Source organism: Mycobacterium sp. 852002-51057_SCH5723018 (genome assembly GCF_001667035.1).
GTDB lineage: Bacteria > Actinomycetota > Actinomycetes > Mycobacteriales > Mycobacteriaceae > Mycobacterium.
Genome location: NZ_LZIR01000111.1, coordinates 68556 through 93689, shown reverse-complemented (window position 1 = coordinate 93689; position 25134 = coordinate 68556). Strand labels below are relative to the sequence as shown.

Annotated in this window: 23 protein-coding genes; 5 read left to right on the top strand and 18 right to left on the bottom strand. The window is 69.1% G+C overall.

Features of this window, described 5'->3' with window-relative positions:
• Positions 1-98: 98 nt before the first annotated feature.
• Positions 99-1496 carry a PE family protein gene (locus A5764_RS22740; protein ID WP_067117549.1) on the top strand — a complete coding sequence of 466 codons (1398 nt, stop codon included), beginning with the start codon at positions 99-101 and terminating at the stop codon, positions 1494-1496.
• A 15-nt stretch (positions 1497-1511) separates the two neighbouring features.
• On the opposite strand, the gene A5764_RS22735 is transcribed toward A5764_RS22740, so the two are convergent.
• From A5764_RS22735 to A5764_RS22725, 3 genes are read right to left on the bottom strand one after another with little or no spacing between them, the layout of a single operon-like run.
• Positions 1512-1808, bottom strand: a complete 297-nt coding sequence (locus A5764_RS22735) for a hypothetical protein (RefSeq protein WP_067117546.1) — start codon at positions 1806-1808, stop codon at positions 1512-1514.
• Positions 1805-3322, bottom strand: coding sequence for a class I adenylate-forming enzyme family protein (locus A5764_RS22730; RefSeq protein ID WP_067117543.1), 1518 nt, complete (start codon positions 3320-3322; stop codon positions 1805-1807). The genes A5764_RS22735 and A5764_RS22730 overlap by 4 nt, the downstream gene beginning before the upstream one ends.
• Before the next feature lie 56 nt (positions 3323-3378).
• On the bottom strand, positions 3379-3933 hold the full coding sequence (locus A5764_RS22725; protein ID WP_067117541.1) for an isoprenylcysteine carboxylmethyltransferase family protein: 555 nt from the start codon (positions 3931-3933) through the stop codon (positions 3379-3381).
• 99 nt (positions 3934-4032) lie between these two features.
• On the opposite strand from A5764_RS22725, the gene A5764_RS22720 reads away from it, so the two are divergent.
• Entirely contained in the window at positions 4033-4623 is a 591-nt protein-coding gene (locus A5764_RS22720; protein WP_067117739.1) for a TetR/AcrR family transcriptional regulator, read from the top strand.
• Here the strand turns inward: A5764_RS22720 and A5764_RS22715 are convergent.
• From A5764_RS22715 to A5764_RS22670, 10 genes are all read right to left on the bottom strand, one after another.
• The gene (locus A5764_RS22715; protein WP_067117736.1) at positions 4620-5411 is read right to left on the bottom strand and encodes a crotonase/enoyl-CoA hydratase family protein; all 792 of its coding nucleotides are present in this window, start codon (positions 5409-5411) and stop codon (positions 4620-4622) included. The two genes, A5764_RS22720 and A5764_RS22715, sit on opposite strands and share 4 nt — an antisense overlap.
• Before the next feature lie 131 nt (positions 5412-5542).
• Positions 5543-6952: a wax ester/triacylglycerol synthase family O-acyltransferase gene (locus A5764_RS22710; RefSeq protein WP_067117538.1), complete on the bottom strand. Its 1410-nt coding sequence runs from the start codon at positions 6950-6952 to the stop codon at positions 5543-5545.
• 44 nt (positions 6953-6996) lie between these two features.
• The gene (locus A5764_RS22705; protein ID WP_067117535.1) at positions 6997-8202 is read right to left on the bottom strand and encodes an alpha/beta hydrolase; all 1206 of its coding nucleotides are present in this window, start codon (positions 8200-8202) and stop codon (positions 6997-6999) included.
• Between the two features lie 45 nt (positions 8203-8247).
• Complete coding sequence (locus A5764_RS22700) at positions 8248-8769, bottom strand: hypothetical protein (RefSeq protein ID WP_067117532.1); 522 nt, start codon at positions 8767-8769, stop codon at positions 8248-8250.
• Position 8770: 1 nt separating this feature from the next.
• Positions 8771-9958 (bottom strand): molybdopterin-dependent oxidoreductase, encoded by a 1188-nt coding sequence (locus tag A5764_RS22695; RefSeq protein ID WP_369807359.1) that lies wholly within the window; start codon positions 9956-9958, stop codon positions 8771-8773.
• A gap of 41 nt (positions 9959-9999) precedes the next feature.
• A complete protein-coding gene (locus tag A5764_RS29555) occupies positions 10000-10647 on the bottom strand; it encodes a methyltransferase domain-containing protein (RefSeq protein ID WP_067117733.1) in 648 nt (215 codons plus the stop codon).
• Between the two features lie 209 nt (positions 10648-10856).
• On the bottom strand, positions 10857-11216 hold the full coding sequence (locus tag A5764_RS22685; RefSeq protein ID WP_067117526.1) for a Rieske 2Fe-2S domain-containing protein: 360 nt from the start codon (positions 11214-11216) through the stop codon (positions 10857-10859).
• The gene (gene nirB / locus A5764_RS22680; RefSeq protein WP_255361125.1) at positions 11213-13744 is read right to left on the bottom strand and encodes a nitrite reductase large subunit NirB; all 2532 of its coding nucleotides are present in this window, start codon (positions 13742-13744) and stop codon (positions 11213-11215) included. The genes A5764_RS22685 and nirB overlap by 4 nt, the downstream gene beginning before the upstream one ends.
• 20 nt (positions 13745-13764) lie before the next feature.
• Positions 13765-14118: a molybdopterin oxidoreductase gene (locus A5764_RS22675; RefSeq protein WP_067117523.1), complete on the bottom strand. Its 354-nt coding sequence runs from the start codon at positions 14116-14118 to the stop codon at positions 13765-13767.
• On the bottom strand, positions 14111-16222 hold the full coding sequence (locus A5764_RS22670) for a molybdopterin oxidoreductase family protein (RefSeq protein WP_067117520.1): 2112 nt from the start codon (positions 16220-16222) through the stop codon (positions 14111-14113). Before A5764_RS22670 ends, A5764_RS22675 begins: the two co-directional genes overlap by 8 nt.
• Positions 16223-16427: 205 nt before the next feature.
• Between A5764_RS22670 and A5764_RS22665 the strand changes: the two genes are divergently transcribed.
• Positions 16428-17330 carry an alpha/beta hydrolase gene (locus A5764_RS22665; protein WP_067117517.1) on the top strand — a complete coding sequence of 301 codons (903 nt, stop codon included), beginning with the start codon at positions 16428-16430 and terminating at the stop codon, positions 17328-17330.
• Between the two features lie 7 nt (positions 17331-17337).
• On the opposite strand, the gene A5764_RS22660 is transcribed toward A5764_RS22665, so the two are convergent.
• The 3 genes from A5764_RS22660 to A5764_RS22650 are packed head-to-tail and all read right to left on the bottom strand — an operon-like array spanning position 17338 to position 20859.
• Positions 17338-18642: an amidohydrolase family protein gene (locus tag A5764_RS22660; protein ID WP_067117727.1), complete on the bottom strand. Its 1305-nt coding sequence runs from the start codon at positions 18640-18642 to the stop codon at positions 17338-17340.
• Positions 18636-19817 (bottom strand): CoA transferase, encoded by a 1182-nt coding sequence (locus A5764_RS22655; protein ID WP_067117515.1) that lies wholly within the window; start codon positions 19815-19817, stop codon positions 18636-18638. The genes A5764_RS22660 and A5764_RS22655 overlap by 7 nt, the downstream gene beginning before the upstream one ends.
• 25 nt (positions 19818-19842) lie before the next feature.
• Positions 19843-20859, bottom strand: a complete 1017-nt coding sequence (locus A5764_RS22650; protein WP_067117512.1) for a MaoC family dehydratase — start codon at positions 20857-20859, stop codon at positions 19843-19845.
• 71 nt (positions 20860-20930) lie between these two features.
• Here A5764_RS22650 and A5764_RS22645 point away from each other — a divergent pair, with 71 nt between their 5' ends.
• Both A5764_RS22645 and A5764_RS22640 read left to right on the top strand, forming a co-directional pair.
• Entirely contained in the window at positions 20931-22076 is a 1146-nt protein-coding gene (locus tag A5764_RS22645; RefSeq protein WP_067117724.1) for an acyl-CoA dehydrogenase family protein, read from the top strand.
• Positions 22077-22160: 84 nt separating this feature from the next.
• Positions 22161-22571 carry a CD225/dispanin family protein gene (locus A5764_RS22640; RefSeq protein WP_067117509.1) on the top strand — a complete coding sequence of 137 codons (411 nt, stop codon included), beginning with the start codon at positions 22161-22163 and terminating at the stop codon, positions 22569-22571.
• Here the strand turns inward: A5764_RS22640 and A5764_RS22635 are convergent.
• Entirely contained in the window at positions 22556-23533 is a 978-nt protein-coding gene (locus tag A5764_RS22635; protein ID WP_067117506.1) for an enoyl-CoA hydratase/isomerase family protein, read from the bottom strand. The two genes, A5764_RS22640 and A5764_RS22635, sit on opposite strands and share 16 nt — an antisense overlap.
• Positions 23534-23536: 3 nt before the next feature.
• Positions 23537-25066: a fatty-acid--CoA ligase FadD4 gene (fadD4, locus tag A5764_RS22630; protein ID WP_067117503.1), complete on the bottom strand. Its 1530-nt coding sequence runs from the start codon at positions 25064-25066 to the stop codon at positions 23537-23539.
• Positions 25067-25134 lie beyond the last annotated feature (68 nt).

Below are 25134 nucleotides of genomic sequence, written 5' to 3'. Positions count from 1 at the left end.
CAAGCGGCTACGGTACCAATGGTTTCTTACCGCAGGGCTAGATGAACCGCTGGTTTGGGCGACCACCGGGCCGAAAGACGCCGGTGGAAGGTGCGGATATGTCATTCCTGATCGCGCAACCCGATCTGTTGGCGGTGGCCGCCACGGATTTGGCGAGTATCGGATCCAGAATCAGCGAGGCCAATTCCGTTGCGGCCGTTCAGACCACGGAGGTGCTGGCGGCCGGAAACGACGAGGTGTCGGCCGCGGTGGCGGCCGTCTTCGGCGCACATGGCCAGGGGTTTCAGGCCCTCAGCGCCCGAGCCGAGGCGTTTCATCAGCAGTTCGTGCAGGCCCTGCACACTGGTGCAGGCGTGTACGCCGGCACCGAGGCAGCCAACGCCGCGGCCACAGCTAACCCGTGGCAGGTCCTGCAACAGGATGTCCTCAACGCCATCAACACGCCCACCGAACTGCTCTTGCAGCGCCCTTTGGTCGGCAACGGCATCAATGGGGCCGCGGGAACCGGCCAAGCTGGCGGCGCCGGCGGGATTTTGTGGGGCAACGGCGGCACTGGGGGCTCGGGCGCGGTCGGCCAAAATGGGGGCGCCGGCGGGGCCGCCGGGCTGATCGGCAATGGCGGCAAGGGCGGCACCGGCGGCAACGGCACAACCGTCGGCGGTGCCGGCGGCACCGGCGGCCTGCTGTTCGGCAACGGCGGCGCGGGCGGCAACGGGGGCGCCACTAACAACATTCGAGCTGGCGCCGGCGGGGCCGGCGGCGACGCCATCGGCTTATTCGGCAACGGCGGCCTCGGTGGCAACGGCGGCAATGGGGATCCGATTGGCGCCGCCTCCGGCGCTGGGGGGCAGGGCGGTCGCGGCGGCATCTTGCACGGCGCCGGCGGCGACGGCGGCGACGCCGGAATTGGCAGCTTCGGCGCCGTCGGCGGCAACGGCGGCGCCGGCGGACTGCTCAGCGGCAACGGCGGCAACGGCGGCGGCGGCCAGAACAATCCCGGCGGCAACGGCGGAAACGCCGGGCTGATCGGCCACGGCGGCCACGGCGGCGTCGGCGGAGGCTTTGCCGGTGGCGGCGGGGGTCAGGCCGGCGGCACCGGCGGCAACGGCGGGATGCTCTTCGGCGACGGCGGCGACGGCGGCGACGGCGGTGGATCCGGCGGCCAGGGCGGCGCCGGCGGCGCTGGCGGCAACGCCGTCGGGCTGTTCGGCAGCGGCGGGTCCGGCGGCGCCGGGGGTGCAAGTCTGAGCGCGACCTTCGCCGGCGGCACCGGTGGTCACGGCGGGACCGGTGCCGTCCTGATCGGCAACGGCGGTGTGGGCGGCAGCGCCGGGCCGGGCGCCGTGCCCGGCACCGGGGGCGCCGGCGGCGATGCCCAGCTGATCGGCAACGGAGGGGCCGGCGGCAACACCGTGGCCGGCGGCACCGTCGGGCAGGGCGGCAATGGCGGGTTGTTGCTCGGGGTGCCCGGGCTTAACGGGCAGGCGGGGCCCTAGCTAGGCGGCCTTCCGTCAGTCGCTGGCCGGCAGCGGCTTGACCTCTTTGAGCTGCAGCGCGGTCTGGCCCACGCTCAGACTTCCGGCGCCGGGCTTGGTGACCAGCACCTCGGCGCCGGTCTCGTCGACGTAGCGCTTACCCATCACCGTGCCGTCGGCGAAGGCCGGGTCGAGCTCTCCGGACCGCTCGCCGCCGATCGGCACCATGGGCGCGCCACCGCAACGCAGGTCGTCGAGGCTGTCGGCGCTCCGCACCACGATGACCTGGGTGTCACACACCTGGCTCGCGAGGCGGGTTCCGTTCTTGATCATGCGCTTGTCCTTTTCGCGTCCTCTTGAAGCATCTCCACTATCTCGCGGCGAAGTACCTTGCCGGTGGGTGTGGTCGGCAGCTCGTCGCGAAACACTACTCGGTCGGGCGTCCGCGACCCCCGCAAATTCTTGCGGACATGCTCGCGCAGTTCCTCGGGATCGGGCTCGACGCCCGCGGCCGGCACCACCACAGCGACGATCGACTGGCCCCACTGCGGATCCTCGACGCCGACCACGGCGACGTCGTGGACGTGCGAGTGCTCGATGAGCACCTCCTCCAGTTCGGCGGGCGCGATGTTTTCCCCGCCGCGGATGATGGTGTCGTCGCTGCGCCCGCCGATGAACAGGTAGCCCTCCCCGTCGAGCATGGCGATGTCTCTGGTTGGGAACCAACCGTTTTCGTCGAGCACCGAGCCGATCCCGGTGTAGCGGCCCGAGACCTGCTCGCCCCGGACGAACAGCTCGCCGGTCTCCCCCGGTCCGAGCACCCTGCCGTCCTCGTCGCGGATCTGCAGCTCGATGCCCGGCACCGGCCGTCCCACCGAGCCCAGCCGCTTGGCGGCGTGGGGCGCAGACGCCGCCTGCGCCGCGCGGTGGTCGTCCGGCGTCAGCACCGCGATGGTCGAGCTCGTCTCGGTCAGCCCGTAGGCGTTGACGAACCCCACGTGGGGCAACAGTTCCAGCGCCCGGCGAACCAGCGGCAGGCCTACCTTGGAGCCGCCGTAGGCCAGGTTGCGCAGCGACGGCAGCGTGTGGCCGCCGGACTCCAGCACGCTGACGATGCGGTCCAGCATGGTGGGCACCACGGTCGCGGTGGTCACCTTCTCGGCCTCGATCAGCCGCACCCATTCTTCGGCGTCGAAGTTGGGCAGATACACCATCTTTCGGCCGGCGTAGAGGTTGGACAGCGCGGCGCCGACCCCGGCGATGTGGTAGGGCGGCACGCAGATCAGCGCGGCGTCACTGGGATCGGCCGACTCGAACTCAACAGTCCCGGTCACATAACTGGTCAGGTTGTTGTGCGACAGCTCGACGGCCTTGGGTTGCGACGTGGTGCCGGACGTGAACAGCACGATCGCGACGGACTCCGGATCGGGGAATTCGGCAGCCGGGTCGGTGCCGCGCGCGGCCGTCAGGAACTCCTCGGAGCACATCACCCGATCGGACGCATCCCCGAGCATGTCTCGGTAGCGTTCATCGACGATCACCAGCGGTCCGGGCAGCCGCTCGATCAGTGCCTGGATGCCGTCGGCGGACAGCCGGTAGTTGAGCGGGGTGAAGGTCAGCCCGGCGCGCGCGGCAGCGAAGATCAGCACCGGCAGCATCGCTCCGCCGGTGCCCACGTAGGCCACGTGCTTGGCGCCCGATCCCGCGATCACACCGGCGCCCCCGTCGGCGAGGTCGCTGAGTTGCTGCGTCGTCAACCGCAGGGAGCCGGATGACTCCCTAGAAACGATGGCCGTGCGGTCGGGGTTGCTCGACGCGGCCATCTCCAGAAGCAACGAAATGCTCATCTTCGACCCTTCGTGGCTCCCCGCCCGTTACAAATCTAGGCGACAGTGTAAGTCATCTACGCATCACTGCGGGCCGCCGGGGTTGGGTCCCAGGCGGAGAGCCGGGGGATCCAGCGCGGAACGTTACGCCGGTAGTCGACATACTCACGGCCGTAGCGCTGTACGAGATGGGGCTCTTCCCAGAACCGAATGGCCGTCGCCTGGAACGCGAGAAAGATCGCGAACCACCCGAGCAGGGCGCCGGAGGCGGTAATGGCCGCCTCCCCGAGCAGGATGCAGAGCACGCCGGTGATCATCGGGTTGCGCACGTGCCGGTAGGGCCCCCGCACGACGAGGTGGACCGGCTCGCCCATCACATTGCCCAGACCGAGCGTCCCCTCGCCCACCCGGTCGAACAGCACGTTCGTCCACACCATCAGGCCCAAACCGGCGGCGATCAGCAGGCAGCCGACCGCGATCAGCCCGGCCGTCACCGCGGCACCGTGGTGCGGGTCGCGCACGCCGGCCGGAAGCACGATCAGGGCCGGGACGACGAGCGTGACCGTCACCGGGAAGAGCAGGACGGACATCAGGTGGCGCCACCAAAGGCGTCGTCGCGTGCTGGTCACCATGTCAGACCTCCAACAGATACTTCAGCAATCGTTGAACAAATCCGACATTACGCCCGCCTCGAGACATAGGTCAACGCTTGTTGAAGTATGCTTGCGCGCATGTCGGAACCCCGGCGGGCGGGCCGCTGGCGCACCGGTCAGCAGAACAGGCAGCGCGTCATCGACGCGGCGCGCGAACGCTTCATGCGCGACGGATATGACGGGGCTACCGTGCGCGCGATCGCCGCCGACGCCGGTGTCGACGTCGCGATGGTCTACTACTTCTTCGGCAGCAAGGAGGGGCTGTTCACCGCGTCCGCGCTCACCGGGCCCGAGCACCCGCTGCACCAGCTGGCCACGCTGCTCGACGAGGGGACCGCACAGGTCGGTCCGAGGCTGGTCCGCCGGTTCCTCGAGCACTGGGAGGAAGGCGGCGTCTTCGAACCATTCTTGACGCTGTGGCGCTCGGCGGCCATCCAGCCTCAGGCCCGAAAAGTGTTGCACGACAGCCTCGCCGGCCCCATTGCCGAGCGGGTCGCGGCCGAATTCGGGGTGGCCGATGCCGAGCTGCGAGTGGAGCTGGTGGCCAGCCATCTGGCCGGGTTGGCGTTCGCGCGCTACCAGCTGAAGATCGAGCCGATCGCATCCACCTCGATCGACGATTTGGTGGCGTGGCTCGGGCCGGCCGTGCAGCGCTACCTGACGGGCTAGGTGCCCGTCCAGCGCGGCGGACGCTTCTCGGCGAACGCGACCGCGCCCTCCCGGGCGTCGTTGGAGGAAAACACCGGGGCCAGGATCTTGATCTGCTCGGCGAACATGGTGTCGCGGCTCCAGCCGCGGGACTCGACGATGATCCGCTTGGTGGCGGCCACCGCGAGCGGCCCGTTCGCGGTGATCTTCTCGGCCAGCGCGATCGCCGCGTCCAGCACCTTCCCCGGCTCGGCCAGGACGTTGACCAGCCCCAGCGCGTGCGCGCGTTCGGCCGGCAGCTGGTCACCGGTCAGCGCCAGCTCCATGGCGATCGCATAGGGAATGCGCTCGGGCAGCCGCAGCAATCCTCCACCGCCGGCAACCAGTCCACGTTTGACCTCGGGGATGCCGAACGCCCCGTCCCTGGCCGCCACGATCAGATCGGTGGCCAGCGCCAGTTCCATGCCGCCGGCCAGGCCGTATCCTTCCACCGCCGCGATGAGCGGCTTGACCGGCGGACGTTCGGTGAAGCCCATGCCACGGCCCTCGACGATGACGTTTTCGCCGCGCGCGAACGCCTTGAGGTCCATGCCGGCGCTGAACGAGCCTCCCGCGCCGGTAAGGATCCCCACCGACAGGCCGTTGTCGCCGTCGAGGCGATCCATGGCGTCGGCCAGGCCGCGGCTCACCGCGGCGTTGACCGCGTTCTTGGCCTTCGGCCGGTTGATGGTAATGATCAGGATCCGATCCCGCTGTTCGACCAGGACTTCGGGTTCTTCGGTGGTGGCCTCTTCGTTCCCAGTGCTCACGGTGCTGCGCAGCTCCTTCGGATGTGGGCGGTGCGTTATCCGACCGATCGTAACGGCCGACCGGAACGGCATTAGCGTCAGGCGAGAGTCCCGTTACCGCGGATGGGGAGCGCGACCGGTGAAGTGGGAGATCAGGCGGGCGCCATCGCCGTCTCGACGACGGTAAGCTCTTCGGAAAGCCCTGCGGCCCTGCGTATTTCGATGAAGTCGCAGACGATTGCCTCGGTCACCTCGTGCGGGTCCTTGAGGGTGGCGCCGTCGGTCAGCACCGAGATGTTGAGCTGGTCGACGTAGCTCCACACGGTGATGTTGAGGCCACTGCCGGCGGTCAACGGCCCCACCGAATAGATCTCGGTGACCAGTGCGCCGCCCACCTGGCCGCGCTCGCGCGGACCCGGAACGTTGGAGATGTTCAGGTTCAGGATCTTGTTGTGCCCGTCGCGGCTCGATGCCCAGCGGAAGAAGGCCTGGGTGGGCCCCGGCGGCATGTAGGCGGCCCAGCGGCTGACCAGCTCTGGCCCCATCAGGTGGTGGCTTTCCTTGGCGGAGATGGCGTTCTCGTGACTGCACCGCACCCGTTCCAGCGGGTCGTCGGAGTCGGTCGGCAGGGCAACCAGCATGCCGGTGAACCGGTTGCCGGAGATGCGCTCGGGGGAGAAGTCGAAGCTCACCGGGACCGACGCCAGCAGGGGCTCGGCCGTGCCGTCGTAGCGCAGGAGCAGCGTCCGCAGCGCGCCGGTCGACATGGCCAGGACCATGTCGTTGATCGTCGCCCCGAGCCGCTTGCCGGTCTCCTTGACGTCGGCGAGCGCCAAGGTGGCGGTGGCGAACCTGCGCTCGGGGGTGATCTTGTGGTTCATGAAGGTGGGCGGCGGCTCAAACGGCCGGCTCAGTTCCGGGGAGAGCTTGCGCGAGCTGCGCCGGACCCGGCCCACCCCCTGGGCGGTGTAGCGGATGGTCGCGGGAAGTCGCCCGACGTGGCGCATGTGGTCCGCGAACGCCGATGTGATCAGTTGGCGTGTGGTGGGAGGCGGGTCGGACACGTACGGGCGTCCCTCCGGCGTGGGCTGCAGGTCCATGCCGCGCGCCAGCAGGTTTGCCGAGGCGACGCCGTCGGCGAGCGCGTGGTGGATCTTGCCCACCACGGCGATGCGGTGATCGGCCAGACCCTCGACGAAGTACATCTCCCACAGCGGCCGCGACCGGTCCAGCGGGGTGCCGGCGATCTGCCCGATCGCCTCGTCCAGCTCACGCCGACCGCCGGGGGCGGGCAGCCGCCAGGGCCGGATGTGGTAGCCGAGGTCGACCTCGCACTGTTCCCGCCACATGGGGTGGTGCAGGCTGTACGGGATTTCGACGAGCTGATAGCAGAACGGCTCGAGCTTGTTCAGCCGTCCCGCGATGACCTGACGAAAGGCTTCGATGTCGAAGTCGCGCCGGTCCGGATCGAGTTCGATCACGGCGGCTTTGATGGTGTGCATGTGCACGTTCGGCGTCTCGCTGTACAGCAGTACCGCGTCCCAGCCGCTCAGCCGTTTCACCGCTGCCCCTCACCCATAGAGGGACCATACCCAGCGGCGAGAGCTCAGATAACCTCTTTGGTGCCGATCTGCATTTTGGTGCGGTAGACCTGGTTCAGGAACAGCGAAGCGGCGTGCGCCGCCGCGCCGGCCCGCTCCCCGTCGATGAGGTCATACCCGTGACCCGCGCCAGGGAACTCCAGGTAACCGACCATCGAGTGCGAGACCGCCCGCAGCCGTTCGACGAAGGTCCGCGCCTGCTCGACCGGGATGACGCTGTCCTTGCTGCCGTGAATCACCAAGAATGGTGGCGCATTCCGGTGGACGCGGGCGATCGGTGACGCGTCGCGGAAAATCTCGGGGTGACGCGCGATCGACTTCCTGACCACCACCCGCTCCAGGAAGTCGACGAACCGGACACGCTCGGGGGTGGACCGGTCCTCCCAGTCGTAGCGGCCGTAAATCCCGACCACCGCATCCACCGAGCTGTCGGCGCCCTCGGGGAGCTCCCCCAAGTGCGCTGGATCGTCGGGGGTCAGCCCGGCCAGCGCGGACAGGTGTCCGCCGGCCGAACAGCCGGCTACCGCAACGAAATTGCGGTCGCCGCCGAACTTGTCGACGTTGGCGCGCGCCCACGCGATGGCGGTCTTGACGTCGGTGATGTGACGCGGCCAGCGGTGGTGCGGGGCGACCCGGTAGTCGATGGCCAGGCACACCCAGCCCTGCTCGGCCAGCCGGGACATCAGCGCGGACCCCTGCCCCATGCACCTGCCGTGCACCCAGGCGCCGCCCGGGACGAAGATCAGCACCGGCGCGGGTTGGGCGGGCAGGTCCTTGCGGCGCCAGACGTCGAGCACCTGCGCGGGGCTGTTCCCGTAGTGGACGGCGCGGTGGTAGAGGTAGCGCCGCTGGCGCATCGCATCCCAGATCGGCGGCGTCCGTTCCGCGGTGGGCCATTCCAGATCGAGGTCTGCGGCCGAGACCACCCCTCGCAGCGCGGCGAGGGACACCTCATGGGTGCTTTCCCGGTCCCGTCGGCGCGTGTCGTTGATGCCGGGGGTCAGCAGGTCCCTGGTCATTGCGGAGAGGGCAGAGGGGGCGTGCCGCACGCCCCAGACGCCCATGGCGGTCAGGGCGCCCAGCGGCTCCAGGCGCTTACCGACGACCGGCAGCGAAGCTCCCGCCACGCTTAAGGCCAGCATGTAGTCGGCGGGACCAGCCCGCAGCAACCGTTTAACGCAGGGTGTCATGCGGGGCGTCGTCGCCGTCATGTACCGAGCGTACCCCCGCGCCGACGTTCGAAACTGACGTTTCCGTTAGTGGGTGTCGGGAGGCGGGCCAGCCGCGCCTGTGGCCCGCCTGCCGGCCACGACGAGGCGCGCGGCGTAGCCGAGCGCGCTGACCGCGAACATCACCGCGGTGAGCAGCAGCCACCGGCCCAGAAACGGCTGCTGGGTTTGTCCGGTGGCCGCCTGATAGGTCGGGGCACCCTGCTGGATGATGCCGGGAAGGAAGACCAGCAGGGTGAGCCCGGCACCCAGGGCGGGGACCCGAATATGGTTGCGGGCGCTGACGTTACCGCGCCGTACCGGGCGCGCCCGGGTGAACAGCGCCCGGTCGGCCAGTGTGTAGAGCGGGAAGAGCAGCAGGTCGTGGGCGATCACGGCGGCCGCGAACCAAAGGGCGATCGAGTGCCACCAGGTGCCCGGATCCCACAGTGTCGCCGGCGTGAACGTGGCCAGGATGTAGCCGAGCAGGGCGAGACCGGACACCATCGTCAGCAGATGCAGCCGACCGGATCCGTAGATCGCCGTGAAACGGCTTGGTACTCGCGGCATTTCAGCTCGGCTCGAACTCGACGGACGCGACCCATTTGGTGTTGTGCACGCCGGGCAGCGCGGGGACGATGATGCGCGCCGGGTAGCCGTGATCCAACGGCAGGTCGGCGCCGTTGACCCGCAGCGCGAGCAGGGCGTCGCGATCGCGAATCTGGTTGGCCTGCAACGTCGCCGCCCCGAACGCACCACCTCGCTGCAGCGACGCCACGCGCGCCGTGCGCGGCTCGGGCACTCCGGCCAGCCGCGCGAGTTCGGCGAGCCGCACCCCGCTCCAGGTCTGCACGGTCGACCACCCCTCGACGCAGGCGATCGGCAGCCGCGCGGTGTGTTGTGGCATGCCGGCCAGCGCGGCGCGATCCAGCACCACCTCGAAGGGCCCGCCGCGCAACGTCAATCGCCAACCGGCGCCGACACTTTCGCGCGAGATTCCTGCGGCGACGGCGGTCTTGTTCACCGGGAAGTCGCCTCGGGGATCACGAATGCCGCGCCCGCGGGGCAGCAGCAGGGCCGCGCCCCGGGCGGCCCCGCCGAGGGTCTGGCCCACCGTCAGCGCGCCGATGAGCAGCACCCCCGCGCCGACGATCCCCAGCGCGCCGCGCCTGCTCATCGTCGGCTCGGCGGGATCGCTCGCCACCAGCCCGTCGGGATCGGGTGCTTCGGGGCGGGTGTCGATGCGGTTGGTGCGCAACACTTCTCGCAGCGGTAGCGACCGCAGCCCGGTGACCATGCGGGGAATCTTGAGCGTGATGTGCATCAGGAACCCGGCGATGAAGACCCACGCACCGAAATAGTGGCCGGTGTAGAAGCTGAACCCGAAGACGTAGTCGTACTGGATGTTGAGCACGCCGGTGACGATCTCGAACAGCGCGCCGCCGACCAACATCAGCAGCGACACTCGTTCCAGCGCCTGGGCGATCGAGCGGGCTGGCGGCCACACGAAAAGCCGCGGGATCACCGACCACAGCTTGGCCAGCACCACCGGAATGATCACCAGGCCCAGGCCCACGTGCAGCCCTTGCGTCAGCCGATACAGCCACGACGGGCGGGTGGGCCAGGTGAAGCCGGGCAGCCGCAGCCAGCCCACATCCGCGGGGATCGCCTGGCCGAGCTGGGGCGCGTAGGCCATGTAGGACAGCAGCCCGGTGATGATCACGATCGGCAGCGCGACGAGCAGCACCAGGCCGAACACCGACGTCAGCCACGGTCCCCGCAGCGGGCTGCGGAACTTGCTCACGAGGCGGCCAAGGTCGCGATCACCCGGCCGCCGATCGGGCGGACGCCGGTCAGCCTCAGGCCCGCCTGCGCCGCCAGGGCGGCGGCGCTGTCCACGCCGACCGACGCCCAGCGGAACCAGGGCCCGACCTCGCGGCCCGACTCCAGCCGCACCCATCGCGCGCGGACGCCGGTGACGTCGGCGTCGAACTCGGCGACGCAGCGCCCCCCGCGGGCCAGCAGCTCGGCGGCGCGCCGCAGGATCCGCCGCGGATCGCCGCCGAGGCCGACGTTGCCGTCGATCAGCAGGACGGTCTGCCACTGACCCGTTCCTGGCAGCGGACCGAACACGTCGCCCAGCAGCGCCGGCGCCCCGCCGCGACCCGCCAGGCGGATCGCCGCCGCGGACCGATCGATGCCGAGCGCCGGTATCCCCCGCCGAATGAGCCTGGCGACCAACCGCCCGGGACCGCACCCCAGCTCAATCGCGGGGCCCGCGCACATCCGCGCGACCGTGTCGTCGAAGACCTCATCGATGGCGCCTTGGGACTCGGGACATCGGTCCGCCAACCACCGGTGGGCCGGCAGCGGCCGGATTTCGCCGTCCTCATGGCGGATCCAGCAGCGTTCGCCGCCGAGCGCCCGATCGTAGAGATGCCCCAGCATGTCACGCCTTTCGCATCGTGCACGGCCAGAACGGACCCGCATCGCCGACATGCTGATATCCACGGGATAGGCCAGCATTTCGATCACCGGGATCGATACCCCGATCCTCACTTTGCTAAGCAAGCCGGCCCAGGCCGGGCTATCGACGGTTCCACGCGAGTGATTCGGTGCCGACGCGCGCGTGGATGGCCAGGGGAGCTAGGGAAATCCTATTGGCGGCAAACCGCGCCGTTGCGTTGCGGTTGACCGGCTCGGCCGTCAACCAGGTTCAGGTAGATCGTTCCGGTGTCGTCGCACCGCACCGGATAGGCACCCACCGGCGCGCCGCCGTTAGCGACCTCTTCTCCTGTCGCGAGGTCGTAGGTGAAGCCGTGCAACGGGCAGACGACGACCCGGCTGTCCGTCAGACCATCGGCCAGCGGGCCGCCTCGGTGCGGGCATACGGCGTCCAGCGCACGCAGCGAGCCGTCGCGCAGGCGGAAGACAACGATCTGCCGGCCTTCGACCGCGTAGGCGCGGCTCTCGCCCACCGGAACCTCGCCCACCGGGCCCAACGGGATCTCCGTCATCGCACCGGCACCTGCGGCAGCGGGATCAGCGGGAGGGAAGAGCGGAACCGGTTGGGCATAGCGGAGTTTCGGCTCTCGGCCCATGGATCCCGGTAGGAGTCGACCGATTTCTGCATGCGCGCATCGAGGTCGGCGCCGATACCGTCGCTGTCTTCGACCACAACATCGCGGATCCGGTCGATGCCCACCCGAGGCACGAAGTCGTAAGTGCGTTCGAGCCAGTTGGCGTTTTCTCTGTAGTACTGCAGGAACCGGCCGGTGATCGCGATGACCTCATCAGCGGTGTCCACCGTGGTCAGCAGGTCACCCTTGCGCACGTGCGAGCCGGCCGCGCCGCCGATGTAGATTTGCCATTGCCCGCCCTCGATGGCGACCACACCGACGTCCTTGCACAGGGCCTCGGCGCAGTTGCGCGGACACCCGGTCACCGCAAGCTTCATCTTTCCAGGGCTGGGGATGCCCTGGAAGCGCTCCTCGATCGCGATGCCCAGCGCCGTCGAGTCGCCCAGCCCGTAGCGGCAGAAATCGCTTCCCACACAGGTTTTCACTGTCCGGAAGCTTTTGCCGTATGCGTAGCCCGACGGCATCCCCAGGTCGGCCCAGACCGACGGTAGGTCCTCCTTGCGCACCCCCAGCAGGTCGATGCGCTGGCCGCCGGTGAGCTTGATCATCGGGATCTGGTATTTGTCGGCCACGTCGGCGATCTTGCGCAGCTGCTCCGAGCTCGTCACCCCACCCTTGAGCTGCGGCACCACCGAGAAGGTTCCGTCACGCTGGATGTTGGCGTGCACCCGGTCGTTGATGAACCGGCCGTCGGCTTCGTCGACGAACTCGTCGCCCCACATCATGTGCAGCAGGGACGCGAGCGCCATTTTCGAGCCGGCGTCTTCGCGACCCTCCGGTGCCAGCGCGGCGAACACCGAGGACACCGAGTGCAACTCGAGCTCGCGGATCTTGCGCATCAATTCCGGCTTCTCATAGGGGATTCCCGGCACGTACCAGTTCGCCGCGGCGTCTTGCGATACCGCGGACCCGGCTTCTGAGGCAGCCCACTCGACGATTTGCGCGACCAGCCCCTTGCACGAGCCGCAGCCCTTGCCCGCCCGCGTCGCCGACATCACCCCTTCCACCGACGTCTGCCCGTCGTTGACGCAGCGGACAATCGCGGCCTTGCTGACCCCGTTGCAGTTGCACACCTGTGCATCGTCGGCCAGCTCGGCCGCGCCGGTGGCCGCGTCCGGGGCGCCGAGGTCGAACATCAGCGACACCCGTTCCGGCGGCAGCGGAAGCCCGCGGTCGAACGCCTGCATCAGGAACGCCACCTTGCTGACGTCGCCGACCAGCGTGGCGCCGATCAGCTTGTCGTCGCGCACCACCACGGTCTTGTAGACGCCGCGCCTGGGCTCGGAGTACTGCACGAATTCGTCGTCGTCGCGTTCCGGGGTCTTCACCCCCATCGCCGCCACGTCGACGCCGGCGACCTTCAGCTTGGTGGCCGTCCGTGAACCATGGTATGCCGCACGGGGATCGGCGCCGGTCAGGTGATCGGCGAGCACACCGGCCTGCTCCCACAGCGGCGCGACCAGGCCGTAGACCTGGCCGCGGTGCTGCGCGCACTCCCCCACGACGTAGATGTCGTCGTGGTCGATCGACCGCATGTGATCGTCGACGACGATCGCGCGTTCCACCGTCAAGCCGGCGCGCACGGCCAGCCCGACATTCGGCCGGATGCCGGCGGCCAGCACCACCATGTCGCACGGCAATCGGCTGCCGTCGGCGAATTCGATCCCCGACGGGAGGCCGCCCTCGGTGAGCATCCGGGTGGTTTTCTTGCCGGTGTGCACCTCGATGCCCAGCGCCTCTACCAGCCGCCGCAGGATGGCGCTGCCCTGATCGTCGAGTTGCGCGTTCATCAGCGTCGGCCCGCCCTGCACGACGCCGACCCGCAGCCCCCGGTTCTGCAGGCCCCGCGCGGCTTCCAAACCGAGCAGCCCGCCCCCGACGACGACAGCCTTTTCGGGGCTTTCGCTTCGCTTTTCGGCGAATTCGATCATGGCCTGGCAATCGTCGATCGTTCGGAATCCGAAGACCCCCGGCGCCAGGGTCTTGTTGTCTTGCCAGATGCCGTCGACCGGGGGATAGAACGACCTGCTGCCCGTGGCCAGGATCAGCTTGTCGTAGCGGATGGTCGTGCCGTCGTCGGCGTGCACCAGGCGCGCGAATGGGTCGATTCGCACCACGCGCACCCCGGCGCGCAAGTCGATGCCGTTCTCGACGTACCAGTCCACCGGGTTGAGGTAGATCTCGCCGGCGTCGTCGGAGCCGGCCAGCACGTTGGACAGCAGGATCCGGTTGTAGTTTCCGTACGGTTCGTCGCCGAACACGGTGATGGCGAACCGCTCATTGCCGCCGCGGGCGAGGATCTCCTCCAAGGCGCGCGCGCCCGCCATGCCGTTACCGACGACGACCAAGGTGGCCAGGCCGACCGGGGTGTGACCGTTCGTTTCGGGTTGGGCCAGTGTGATCACGAAAAAACCTCGATTCCGATTCAGATCTCGACCAGGCCGATGTCGACGAAGACCGTGCCGCTCAATCCGTCGGGCGCCGCGACGAACACCTCGAGGACGGTATCGGCGATCAGGTCTTCCACCACCCGAAGCGGAACGTGCACAGCGTCTTTGGCGCCGATGGGGAAGTACCGCATCGGGGCGCCGTCGCGCATCAGGACGACGGTGACCAGCTCGTCGGTGCTGTTGCCGCCGCGGAAGTAGACGGGTTGCGTGATCGCCCCGGCCGGCACGGCATAGCGCAGGGACGAATCGAGCAGGGACGGTGAGTCGTAGCCCTTTCCGTGAAAAGTGAACTGTCCCTGCAAAAAGCGCGGCGTGCTGTCGTCACCCATGCGTCCCATCTCCTTCCAGTGAATCTGCCGCCTCCGCGCGAGACACGGAGACCGCGCAGACTTTGAACGACGGCATCCGTGAATGCGGATCCAGAACCGGATTGGTCAGCCGGTTGATGCCCGCCGCACCGCCCCAGTGGAACGGTGCAAAGACGGTATCCGGGCGGATACCGCTATTCGTTCGCGCCGTCATGACGACCGCGCCGCGGCGCGTCGTCAGCCGGACCGCGTCGCCGGTGCCGACGCCGAGGCGTTGCGCCAGTGTCGGGTGTAACTCGACCACCGGCTCCGGCTCGGCCTCGGCGAGCGTGGCCACCCTGCGCGTTTGGGTGCCGGATTGGTAGTGCCGCAGCAGCCGGCCGGTCGTGAGGTAGTACGGGAATTCGTCGTCCGGCACTTCCGGGGCGCCCAGCTGCTCGACGGGATGGAAGTGGGCCCGCCGGTCCGGCGTCGGGAAGTCCTCGACGAACAGCCGCGGGGTGTCGGGATATAGGGGGGACGGGCAGGGCCAAAAAACCCCGTCGCCGGCGGCGATGCGTTCGTAGCTGATTCCCCGGTAGTCGGCCCTGCCGCCTTGGCTCGCGCGGGTCAGTTCTTCGAAAACTTCCTGGGAGTCGGCCGAAAACCCGTGTACCCCTAGGCGCTTCGCCAAGTCGGCCATGACGTCGAGGTCGCTGCGGACCTCACGGGGCGGCGTGACGGCCGCTTGACGCAACACCACCCGGCCTTCCAGGTTGGTCATGGTTCCCGACTCTTCGGCCCATTGCGTTGACGGAAGCACCACATCGGCCAGCGCGGCGGTCTCGGACAAGAAGATGTCGGAGACCACCAGGAAATCCAGTTCCTTGATCTTGTCGACGATGTGGAGCGAATTAGGGGCAGAGACAACGATATTGGAGGCCATCACCCACAGCGCGCGCACCCCGCCGGCGGTGCCTATGCCGCCGAGCATTTCGTAGGCCGACCGACCCGACGACGGCAGGTCGGCCGGGTTGATGCCCCATACCCGTCCGACATGAGCGCGCGCCTCGGGGTCGTCGAGTTTGCGGTAGCCGGGTAGCTGGTCGCACTTCTGCCCGTGCTCGCGCCCGCCTTGCCCGTTGCCCTGACCAGTGATGGTCGCGAAACCGCTGTATGGACGGCCCGGCAATCCCAGTGCCAGGGCCAGATTGATGAAGGCCTGCACCGTGTCGGTGCCCGAGCTGTGCTGCTCGGCGCCGCGGGCGGTCAGGATCATCGCGTGACCGGCGTTGGCGAGCATCCGAGCGGCGGTCACGATGTCGTTCTCGGGAACACCGGTGATCCGTTCCACGCGGTCCGGCCAATACAGGCGCACGGCGCGGCGCACCACCTCGAATCCGACGGTTCGTTCGGCGACGTATCGGTGGTCGATGAGCCCTTCCCGGGCGCAGACGTTGAGCATGCCGTTTGCCAGGGCCAGATCCGTTCCGGGAACCGGCTGCAGATGGAGGTCGGCGCGGCCGGCCGTCGCGGTGCGCCGCGGATCCACCACGATGAGCTTGGCGCCGCGGGCGCGGCCCTCGTCGAAATATTGCATCGCCGGGGGCATGGTGTCGGCGGGATTGCCGCCGACGAGGAGGATCACGTCGGCCCGCGCGATATCGGCCAGCGGAAAGGGCAATCCGCGGTCGATACCGAACGAACGGTTCGACGCCGCGGCGGCCGAGGACATGCAGAACCGACCGTTGTAGTCGATCGCCGAGGTGCGCAGCGCCACGCGGGCGAATTTGCCTAGTTGGTAGGCCTTTTCATTGGTCAGGCCGCCGCCGCCAAAGCATCCCACTGCGTCGCGGCCATGATCCTGCTGGGCCTTCTGAAACGCCGCGACCACCCGTTCCAGCGCCTCGTTCCAGGTCGCCGGACGCAGCGGCGAACCCCGCTCGTCGCGAACCAGCGGGCGGGTCAGCCGTTCCGGGTGCCCCAGCAGCTCTGCTGCCGTCCACCCCTTGGCGCACAGGCCACCACGGTTGGTCGGAAAGTCACCCCGGGGTGACAGCGCGACCGTTCCGCCCGATACGTCGAGGGTTATCCCGCATTGCAGCGAGCAATACGGGCAATGAGTCTTCGTCGGCACCGACGCCATTGACGATCACCGCTTAGCAGATGAGCCGGCACGCCTTCGGCCGGCTCGGCTGGATGTTCCTCCCATGTCGCCTCCCGATCGGCCACTTACCGCCCGAAACTACGGCGCCCGTGTTGCGCAATCGTTTCGGTGGATTGTCCGGAGGACTACCGCGGGCTCACGGTCCTGCCCTCGCTGGCGTCGTGTCGTCAGCAATACTTGTCCGATGCCGAACAACGATGTTCACCCCGACCTACGCCGCGTCGCGCGGATCGCCCCGCGCCACATCATCGGTCCCCGCACCCTGCCGATCGTGCGGACCCTGAGCGGCCTGACGGGGCGGTTTCGCCAACCCGACGCATCCGGCGTCGAGGTGATCGCGCTGGAGTCCGGGGCCGGCGTCCGGCTGTTCCGTCCGCTCGGCGCAACCGAGCCCACGCCCGCGCTGCTGTGGCTTCACGGTGGCGGTTACGTCATCGGCACGGCCCAGCAGGACGACCGGCTGTGCCGCCGGTTCTGCAAGAGGCTGGGCATCACGGTCGCGTCGGTGGAATACCGCCTGGCGCCGGAACACCCGTATCCCATCCCGCTGGAAGACTGCTACTCGGCGCTGGCCTGGTTGGCCGTGCTGCCCGCGGTGGACGAGGGGCGGCTGGCGATCGGCGGCGCCAGCGCCGGCGGCGGCCTGGCCGCGGCGCTGGCCCTGCTGGCGCGGGACCGCGGCGAGATCACCCCGGTATTCCAGCTGCTGGCCTACCCGATGCTGGATGACCGAAGTTCAGCGAGCGCCGCGAGCCCGAACCACCGGTTGTGGAGCACGCGCAGCAACCACTTCGGCTGGACCGCCTACCTCGGCGGCGCCGACCCACAGGCCGCCGTCCCCGGGCGCCGCGACGACCTCAGCGGGCTGCCGCCGGCGTGGATCGGCGTCGGCACCCACGACCTGTTCCACGATGAAGACCTGGCCTACGCCGGACGCCTGTGCGACGCCGGGGTGCCGTGCCACGTCGAGATCGTTCCGGGCGCCTTCCACGGCTTCGATGCGGTCGCGCCCAAAGCCCAAGTGTCGCAACGGTTTTTCGAGAGCCAGTGCGACGGTTTGCGCGCCGCGCTCGCGCCGGCGGGCTGATCGCCGGTCACATGGCGAAGTAAACCAGCTCGCCGCCGATGACCGTGGCCGCCACCATGCCGGCGTCGAGATCGGCCAGGGCCGTCGCCGGCGGCTCGGACAGAACGCACAGATCCCCCGGCTGGCCGGGTTCGACTGTTCGCGCCCGGCCCGGCCGGTCCGACCGGCCCAGGAACATCGTCAAAGCCTGTCGCGCCGAGACACGTTCGTTCGCGTTGAGAACGGCGCCGCTGGGGGTGGTGCGGTACACGGCCGCACGCATCGCGGTCCACGGGTCGCCGTGGCCGAAAGGCGTGTCGGTGGACAGCGCCACGGGGACCCCCGCGTTCAGCAAAGATGCCACCCGCCATAGCTGGTCGTGCTCGGCGGCGGGGACGTCGGCGAGGTACTGATCGCCGCGCTCGGCGACGAAGTTGGGCTGCGTGACCACCGTGACCCCGAGTTCGGCGAGGTCGGGCAGGTTGTCGTCCGGCACCACGGCGGCGTGCTCGATGCGATCCAGCGGGTGGCTGCCGGCGGCGCGCAGGGCGGCGATGGCCACCACGAGCTGCGCCGCGGTCACGCAATGCACGGCGACCGGTTGCTCGGAGCGGTGGCGGTCGGTGATCCACTGGATCAGCGCGTCCAGGTCGAGGCGGTCGTCGTGCAGGATCATCTTGCCGGGGGACAAAAAGCTCGTCCGGGGGCGAAATTCGCCGCGACGGTGCGCGACCAGGAGCGAAACCACGTCATCGGCGTCGAGGTTCGGGGTGGCGTCGGTGACGCCGATGACGCCGTAGGCGGTGATTCGGCGGCTGAGCTCCGCCAGGTCGGATTCGCGCCGCTGCAGCGCGTCCGACCACCCCCCCTCGGCGCTGCGCAGGCGCCCGTCGGGATGTTCGGCCAGGCCGACCCGGCCCAGCGCCTCGGAGTTGAGGATCCACAGCGCGCCGCTGCGGTGCTGGATGCGCACCGGGACTTTGCGCACCACGGCATCGATGGCGGACCGGTCCAGCTCCCCGGCGACGGACTCGTGGTAGCCCACGGCGCGAATCCACCCGTCGGGACCGGGGGTGGCGTTCGACAGCAATTGGGTCAGTTGTGCTTCGGTGGTGACCCCGGGCGGACCGACGAAAAAGGAGTCCATCGCCGATGCCGCCGAACGCAGGTGCACATGGTGGTCGTGCAACCCAGGCAGGACGGTTCCGCCGCCGGCGTAGAGCACGCCCTCCCCCGGGCGGGCGGCGAGGCCGTCACCCAGCTCGTCGATCCGGTCGCCGACCCGGATGTCGGTGATCGTTCCGTCCAGCAACGCGGCACGCTTGATCAGCATGGGGCGCATCGCCTTTCGGTCACCAACCGGCGCACGGCCTCGTTGTCGGCGCCCAGCCGGGGCGCCGGCCTGGATGGCGCCGGGTCCCGCGGCGGGGGGGCCGGATCCGCTGCGACGGACGCCCCGGTCGGCAGCGCCGCGTAGGTCGCGGCGATGCCGGCCATCGACACGTGGATCAGTTCGCCGCCGCCCCGGCCGAGCGATTGCGCCACCGCCATCGTGGCCTCCAGCCCCGTCAGCGGGTCGGCGACGGCGTCACCGCAAAACACCGGTTCGCCCGCGGCCGTACCGACCAGGCCACCGGCCACCGCGGCGTCGTCACCGAAGGCCGGCCTGTGATCGTCGTAACCGGTGATGCGCAACCAGATTCGGCCGGCGCGCGGCGCGACGTGCTCCGGGCCGAGCCGCCGCCGCGCCAGCCCCGCCGGCCGCGAGCCTTCGATTACGATATCGGCGGCGGCGAGCAGCTCGCGCAGCTCGTCCGTCTGGTTATCGAAATCGACACTGTAGGAAAGCTTTTCGGCGTTGACCCAGTCGAAGAAGGCCGGGCTGCCCGCTCGGGTGCCGTCCGGGCGCCGCGGGCTTTCGACCTTGACGACGGTTGCGCCCGCGCGCGCCAGCAGCCCCCCGCACAGTGGGCCCGCCCACATGGACGACAGGTCGGCCACCAGCAGGCCGGTCGGCTCCCGCGCGGACGCGGTGGCGGCGGTTCGGCGTATCGACGGCGGCCGGGGCGTGGCCTCGCCAAGGCCCGCGGCGGGGATGTCGAGCAAGCCCGCCCGCTCGATGATCGCCGACACCGGTTGCGTTGCGGCCCAACGTTGCAGCGCCGGCCAGGGGTCGGCGGCCACGTCGTCGGCCTGCAGCACGGCGGGGACGGCGGCGACGTCGTCGGGGCGCGACAGCGTGATAGCGCACCAGCCGTTTCGGGCCGCCAGCAACCGGGTGGCGCCGCCGGCCGAAACGCGGCCGGCGCGACTCAAGCCGAGCAACGCGGCCCGGCCCGTCAGCAGGGTCGGCGCGTCGACGGCGATTCCGATTCGCGCACCGACTGCCGCGGCCACCTCGTCGGCGCGGGTCAGCACGTTCGCGCGGGAGAAGTCGGGCGGCGCGTCCGGCAAGCCAGTCAGATAGGCCAGTCCGCTACTACCCCACTTGAACGAAGCCGAGCTCACGCCACCATTGTGCGCGCAGCGCGGCTCAGAAATGCAGCGCGCTGTACCGCCAGTCCAGCACAGGCCGGTCGGCCTCGCCGTCGGGCTCGCCGACGGCGTAGACCAGGGACCGCAGCCGAAGGACGCCGCCGGGCTCGGCGGACTCGACGTGCAACTCGCTGTAGAGGGTGTCCCCCTCGTGCACCGGGCCGGTGTGATCGCAGGACTGCCACCCCAGCACCGTCGCCAAGTTGGGCAACAGCCGGCACGCCTGCGCCAGGGCCAGCCCGATGGCGTGTCCGCCGTACACCAGCCGGCGTCCGCCGGGCCGTGAATCATGATGTATGGCAGCGACATTCAAGGTGAGACGGGCGAGTTCCGGTGCGCTGCTTACCACGTCACCGGTGCTGCGCAGCACCGCGCCCGTCAGGCCCGTCGCGAAATGCGGGCCGGGCACCTTGTTCCGGAACGCGTCGCCGTCCCACCGCGCGGTCGGATCGGACGCTGGGCCGGGCACGTCGACACCGATCGAGGACAGGTCGTCGCCTGGAGCCTCCGATCCATTGTCGGGATTCCAGTCCGGGCTCGCCGGCAGCATCGCACACCGATAGAAGTCGAGAACCAGCCGATCGGCCTGGTCGATGGTGATCATCCGCAGCGCCGCCATTCCCGTCGGCGCCCTGCCCGGCTTGGGTGAATTCGCCCGCAGCCCAACCACTTCGGTGCGGGTGTAGAGGGAGTCACCGATGACCGGGAAGCGGTGGAACACCAGGCCGCGGTAGAACAGGTTGGCCTTGACCCGTTGGGTGGCCAGGGTGCTCTGTCCGATGGCGACGTCGCACACCAGCGCCGGATGTGCCAGCGGCCCAGGCGCGCCGGTCACCGCGGCACACAGGTCGGTGTCCAAGGCCAGCCGCAACCGATCGCCCAGGATCGCCTGGTGGGCGGCGGCCATCCCCGCCGAGAGCGTCATCGCCGGGGCCCAGTCGAAGACCTGACCTCTCGACAGATCGTCGAAGTAGGGGCCGCCCTCGCGGATCCGGCCATACCCGTTTCTGGTCACAACGCCACATGCTGGCAGGCTGTCGAACAGGGGGTCAAACGCGGAGGGTGGTCTCACAAGTGAGCGGTGAGGTGAACGACGAAGAGGACATGCTGGTTGACACGGTGCGGGCGTTCATCGACCGCGACGTGAAGCCCGGCGTCCGCGAGGTCGAGCACGCCAACACCTATCCCGAGGCGTGGATAGAGCAGATGAAGCGGATCGGCATCTACGGCTTGGCCATTCCCGAGGAATACGGCGGGTCGCCGGTGTCGATGCCCTGCTATGTCCGGGTCACCGAGCAGTTGGCGCGCGGCTGGATGAGCCTGGCCGGCGCGATGGGCGGGCACACGGTGGTGGCCAAGCTCTTGACGCTGTTCGGCACCGAGGAACAAAAGCGCACCTACCTGCCGGCGATGGCCACCGGCGAGCTGCGCGCCACCATGGCGTTGACGGAGCCCGGAGGTGGCTCGGACCTACAGAACATGACGACCACCGCTGTGCCCGACGGCTCGGACGGGCTGAGGATCAACGGTTCCAAGACCTGGATCAGCAACGCGCGCCGTTCCGGCCTGATCGCGCTGCTGTGCAAGACCGACCCGGGCGCCACCCCGAGGCACAGGGGCATCTCGATCGTGCTGGTCGAGCACGGGCCGGGCCTGACGGTGTCGCGCGACCTGCCCAAGCTGGGCTACAAGGGCATCGAATCCTGCGAGCTGTCGTTCGACAACTTTTCCGCGCCGGCGTCGGCCGTGCTGGGGGGCCGGCTGGGCGAGGGCTTTTCGCAAATGATGAAGGGGCTCGAAACGGGCCGCATTCAGGTAGCTGCGCGCGCCCTGGGCGTGGCCACGGCGGCGCTCGAGGACGCGCTGGCCTACGCCCGGGAGCGGGAAAGCTTCGGCCGGCCGATCTGGAAACACCAGGCGATTGGCAACTACCTGGCCGACATGGCCACCAAACTCACCGCCGCCCGTCAGCTCACCCGCTATGCCGCCGAGCGCTACGACAGCGGCGAACGCTGCGACATGGAGGCCGGCATGGCCAAGCTGTTTTCCTCCGAGGTGGCGATGGAGATTGCCCTGGACGCCGTGCGCATCCACGGCGGCTACGGCTACTCCACCGAATACGATGTCGAGCGCTATTTCCGCGACGCGCCGCTGATGATCGTCGGCGAGGGTACCAACGAAATTCAGCGCAATGTCATCGCCGGGCAGCTGGTCGCCCGGGGCGGGATCTGAAGCAAATCTCCCAGTTTGACGTAGGTGCGTGCTGTATATTTGCCTGACTTCTCACACCAGCAAAGCCAACGAAAGGCAGCTGCCATGAGTTATCCCCCTGGGCCGTACGAAGGTTCCCCGGAATGGCAGGGCCAACAGCCGCCGGCTTGGCAAGGCCAGCCGCCGCCGGCCGGTTACCCGGCCCCGCAGCCGGGTTGGCCGGCGCAACGCGAGCCGGACAACTACCTCGTCTGGGCCATCCTGGTCACCGTCCTGTGCTGCCTCCCGTTCGGAATCGTCTCGCTCGTGTACTCCACCAGGGTCTCCGGGCAGTGGGCCCAGGGGCGGTACGCCGAGGCGCAGGCCTCGGCCGACAACGCCAAGAAGTGGGCCATCATCGGCGCAGTCGTGGGTGTGGCCGCCTATGTCATCGGTGTCATTCTGTGGTTCGCCATGTTCGCGGCGATTGTCTCGTCCATCCCGTCCACCACCAGCACCACCTACTCAGGCTTCTGAGACCCCCCTTGGGCGCCAACGTAAGTCGCGTCCACCAACCCCCACGCGCGCGCGGTACTGGCGCCGACGCTGCGCCCGGACAGCACCAGATACGCCGTCCGCCAGCGGCCGATCCGCCGCGTGACGCTGACGGTGCCCCCGGCGCCGGGAATGAGACCCAGCCCCAGTTCGGGTAGCCCGAACACCGAATCTTCGTGCGCCTCAACCCATCCGCAAAAGGCCGCCATCTCCAATCCGCTGCCCATCACCCGGCCATGAACCTCGGCGCGGCAGGACGGGCCAAGCCTGGCGGTCAGCGCGTCGAGCGCCAGGGCGGGACTGTGCCGGGTGCGGGCCAGATGCGCGCTCGCCGGGTCGGCGAAGGTGCCGAATTCCGCGAGATCTCCGCCGCTGCAGAATGACGGCCCGTTGCCGCTCAACACTATTCGTGTCACCGACGGGTCCAATAGCGCCACGGTCAGCGCCTCGAGCAGCGCGGCGCGCGCGTCCGTGGAGAACGCGTTGTGGCGCTGCGGCCGGTTGAATCGGACGTGCACCGTGTCGCCGTTGCGCTGCGCCAGCACCGGATCGGCGATCTCGGGCATTCGGGCCGGCCCCCGCTCGTCCAGCCAGCGCGCGAACTCCGGGCCGGCCTGCAGGGTCGAATAGGCCAACGACTCGGTCACCACTGCTGCCAGTGTCGGGCCGCCGGGATCGACCGAGCGCAGCACGTCGTCGCACACGCTGCTGGCGTGCGGCCAGCGCCGGCAGCGCTCGGTCAGTTCGGCCACCGCCTCAGGCACCGAATCGACGGTGATCACCCTGCGGTCGGTACAGGCTTCCTCGGTCAGCGTGAAAGTCGCTGTGCCAAGCCAGGACTCGGCCGCCGCGATGTCGGCGGCCGCGCCGACGGCGACGGTCACGCCGGGCGGTGATGCGACGTCGGCATCGGGAGCGCCCGATAGGTCAACCACCCGGAGCATGGGTCACACCGAGTATTTCTCGATCAGCCCGTTCTTGTAGAGCTTTCCGGTGTCGGTGCGCGGCAGCTGCGCCTCGAAGGCGATCTTGCGCGGGCATTTGTAGTGCGCCAAGCGGTCTCGCAGCCACGCGGTCAGCTGGTCGGCGAACCCGTCGGTGGCGTCGGCGGGGTCCACGGTCTGCACGGCCGCCATCACGCGCTGCCCCATCTCGTCGTCGGGCACGCCGAACACGGCCGCGTCCAACACCTTCGGGTGGGTGACCAGAAGGTTCTCGGCTTCCTGCGGGTAGATGTTCACCCCACCGGAGATGATCATGTGGTGGCGCCGGTCCGTCAGGTACAGGTAGCCATCGTCGTCGAGGTAGCCGATGTCGCCTACGGTGGCCCAGCCGTGCCGGTCGCGCGAGGCGGCGGTTTTCGTCGGATCGTTGAGGTATTCGAAGTTGAACCCGCCCTCGAAGTAGATCTCGCCGGCCTGCCCGGGCGGCAACTCGGTCCCGTCCTCGCCGAGGATGTGGATCTGGCAGTTCATCGGCTTACCGACCGAACCCGGATGCGCCAGCCAGTCCTCGGCGCTGATCAACGTCGACCCGATCGCCTCGGAGGAGGCGTAGTACTCGTCGACGATCGGACCCCACCAGTCGATCATCTGCTTCTTGATCTCGACCGGGCACGGCGCGGCGGCGTGCATCACCCGCTGCAGGCTGGACAGGTCGTAGGAATCACGAACCGCCTGAGGCAGTTTGAGCATGCGCGTGAACATGGCCGGCACGAACTGGCCGTGGGTCACCCGGTAGCGCTGGATGGCGTCCAGCGCGCCCTCGGGGTCGAACTTCTCCATGACGACGGTGGTGATGCCGCCGGCCTGCGTGGTCATCGACCACACCGACGGCGCGGTGTGGTAGAGCGGGGCCGGGCTCAGGTAGACCGTATCGGGGTTCATCCAGAACCCGACCAGGGCCGACATCATGCCGGGCGCCTCGGCCGGAGAGACATGCGGGAGTTCGCGTTTGATGCCCTTGGGCCGGCCCGTGGTGCCCGACGAGTACTGCAGCAGGTCGCCCTCGAGTTCGTCGTCGATCGGCGTGTCTGGTTGGCGGGCAACGCATTCCGGGTAGCGTTCCCAGCCGGGCAGGTCGGCCCTTTCCTTATCGGAGGCGAGCATCAGCAGATCGGGCAGCCCGCCGGGCAGGTTGTCGCGCAGTTCGGCGCACGTGTCACGCAGCGCCGCCGAGCCGATGATGGCCTTGGCGGCGCTGTTGTCGATGATGTAGGCGGCCTCGGCGGCGGTCAGGTGGGTGTTGATCGGCACGTAGTACAGACCGCTGCGGCGGGCCGCCCACATCACCGCGTGGATGTGCTCGTTGTTCTCCATCAGGATCGCGACGGTGTCCCCCTCGCGCAGCCCGGCCTGACGGAAGCGATGCGCCAGCCGATTGGCCCGGGCCTCCAGGTCGTCGAATGTGATGACGGTCCCCGACGGGTACAGGATTATGGCGGGCTTGTTGGCGCCGATATGCGGGCGAATCTGCATGCGCCGACTGTACCGCCGCCGAAGTTTGACGGGTGTTAAGTGGCCGGTCGGCATGCAGTCACACCGGT

Bases quoted from the DNA above. Each gene is read 5' to 3' on its own strand.
- A5764_RS22740 (WP_067117549.1), top strand. From the start codon at position 99: ATGTCATTCCTGATCGCGCAACCCGATCTGTTGGCGGTGGCCGCCACG.
- A5764_RS22735 (WP_067117546.1), bottom strand. From the start codon at position 1,808: ATGATCAAGAACGGAACCCGCCTCGCGAGCCAGGTGTGTGACACCCAG.
- A5764_RS22730 (WP_067117543.1), bottom strand. From the start codon at position 3,322: ATGAGCATTTCGTTGCTTCTGGAGATGGCCGCGTCGAGCAACCCCGAC.
- A5764_RS22725 (WP_067117541.1), bottom strand. From the start codon at position 3,933: ATGGTGACCAGCACGCGACGACGCCTTTGGTGGCGCCACCTGATGTCC.
- A5764_RS22720 (WP_067117739.1), top strand. From the start codon at position 4,033: ATGTCGGAACCCCGGCGGGCGGGCCGCTGGCGCACCGGTCAGCAGAAC.
- A5764_RS22705 (WP_067117535.1), bottom strand. From the start codon at position 8,202: ATGACGGCGACGACGCCCCGCATGACACCCTGCGTTAAACGGTTGCTG.
- A5764_RS22700 (WP_067117532.1), bottom strand. From the start codon at position 8,769: ATGCCGCGAGTACCAAGCCGTTTCACGGCGATCTACGGATCCGGTCGG.
- A5764_RS29555 (WP_067117733.1), bottom strand. From the start codon at position 10,647: ATGCTGGGGCATCTCTACGATCGGGCGCTCGGCGGCGAACGCTGCTGG.
- A5764_RS22685 (WP_067117526.1), bottom strand. From the start codon at position 11,216: ATGACGGAGATCCCGTTGGGCCCGGTGGGCGAGGTTCCGGTGGGCGAG.
- A5764_RS22675 (WP_067117523.1), bottom strand. From the start codon at position 14,118: ATGGGTGACGACAGCACGCCGCGCTTTTTGCAGGGACAGTTCACTTTT.
- A5764_RS22670 (WP_067117520.1), bottom strand. From the start codon at position 16,222: ATGGCGTCGGTGCCGACGAAGACTCATTGCCCGTATTGCTCGCTGCAA.
- A5764_RS22665 (WP_067117517.1), top strand. From the start codon at position 16,428: ATGCCGAACAACGATGTTCACCCCGACCTACGCCGCGTCGCGCGGATC.
- A5764_RS22660 (WP_067117727.1), bottom strand. From the start codon at position 18,642: ATGCTGATCAAGCGTGCCGCGTTGCTGGACGGAACGATCACCGACATC.
- A5764_RS22640 (WP_067117509.1), top strand. From the start codon at position 22,161: ATGAGTTATCCCCCTGGGCCGTACGAAGGTTCCCCGGAATGGCAGGGC.
- A5764_RS22635 (WP_067117506.1), bottom strand. From the start codon at position 23,533: ATGCTCCGGGTGGTTGACCTATCGGGCGCTCCCGATGCCGACGTCGCA.
- fadD4 (WP_067117503.1), bottom strand. From the start codon at position 25,066: ATGCAGATTCGCCCGCATATCGGCGCCAACAAGCCCGCCATAATCCTG.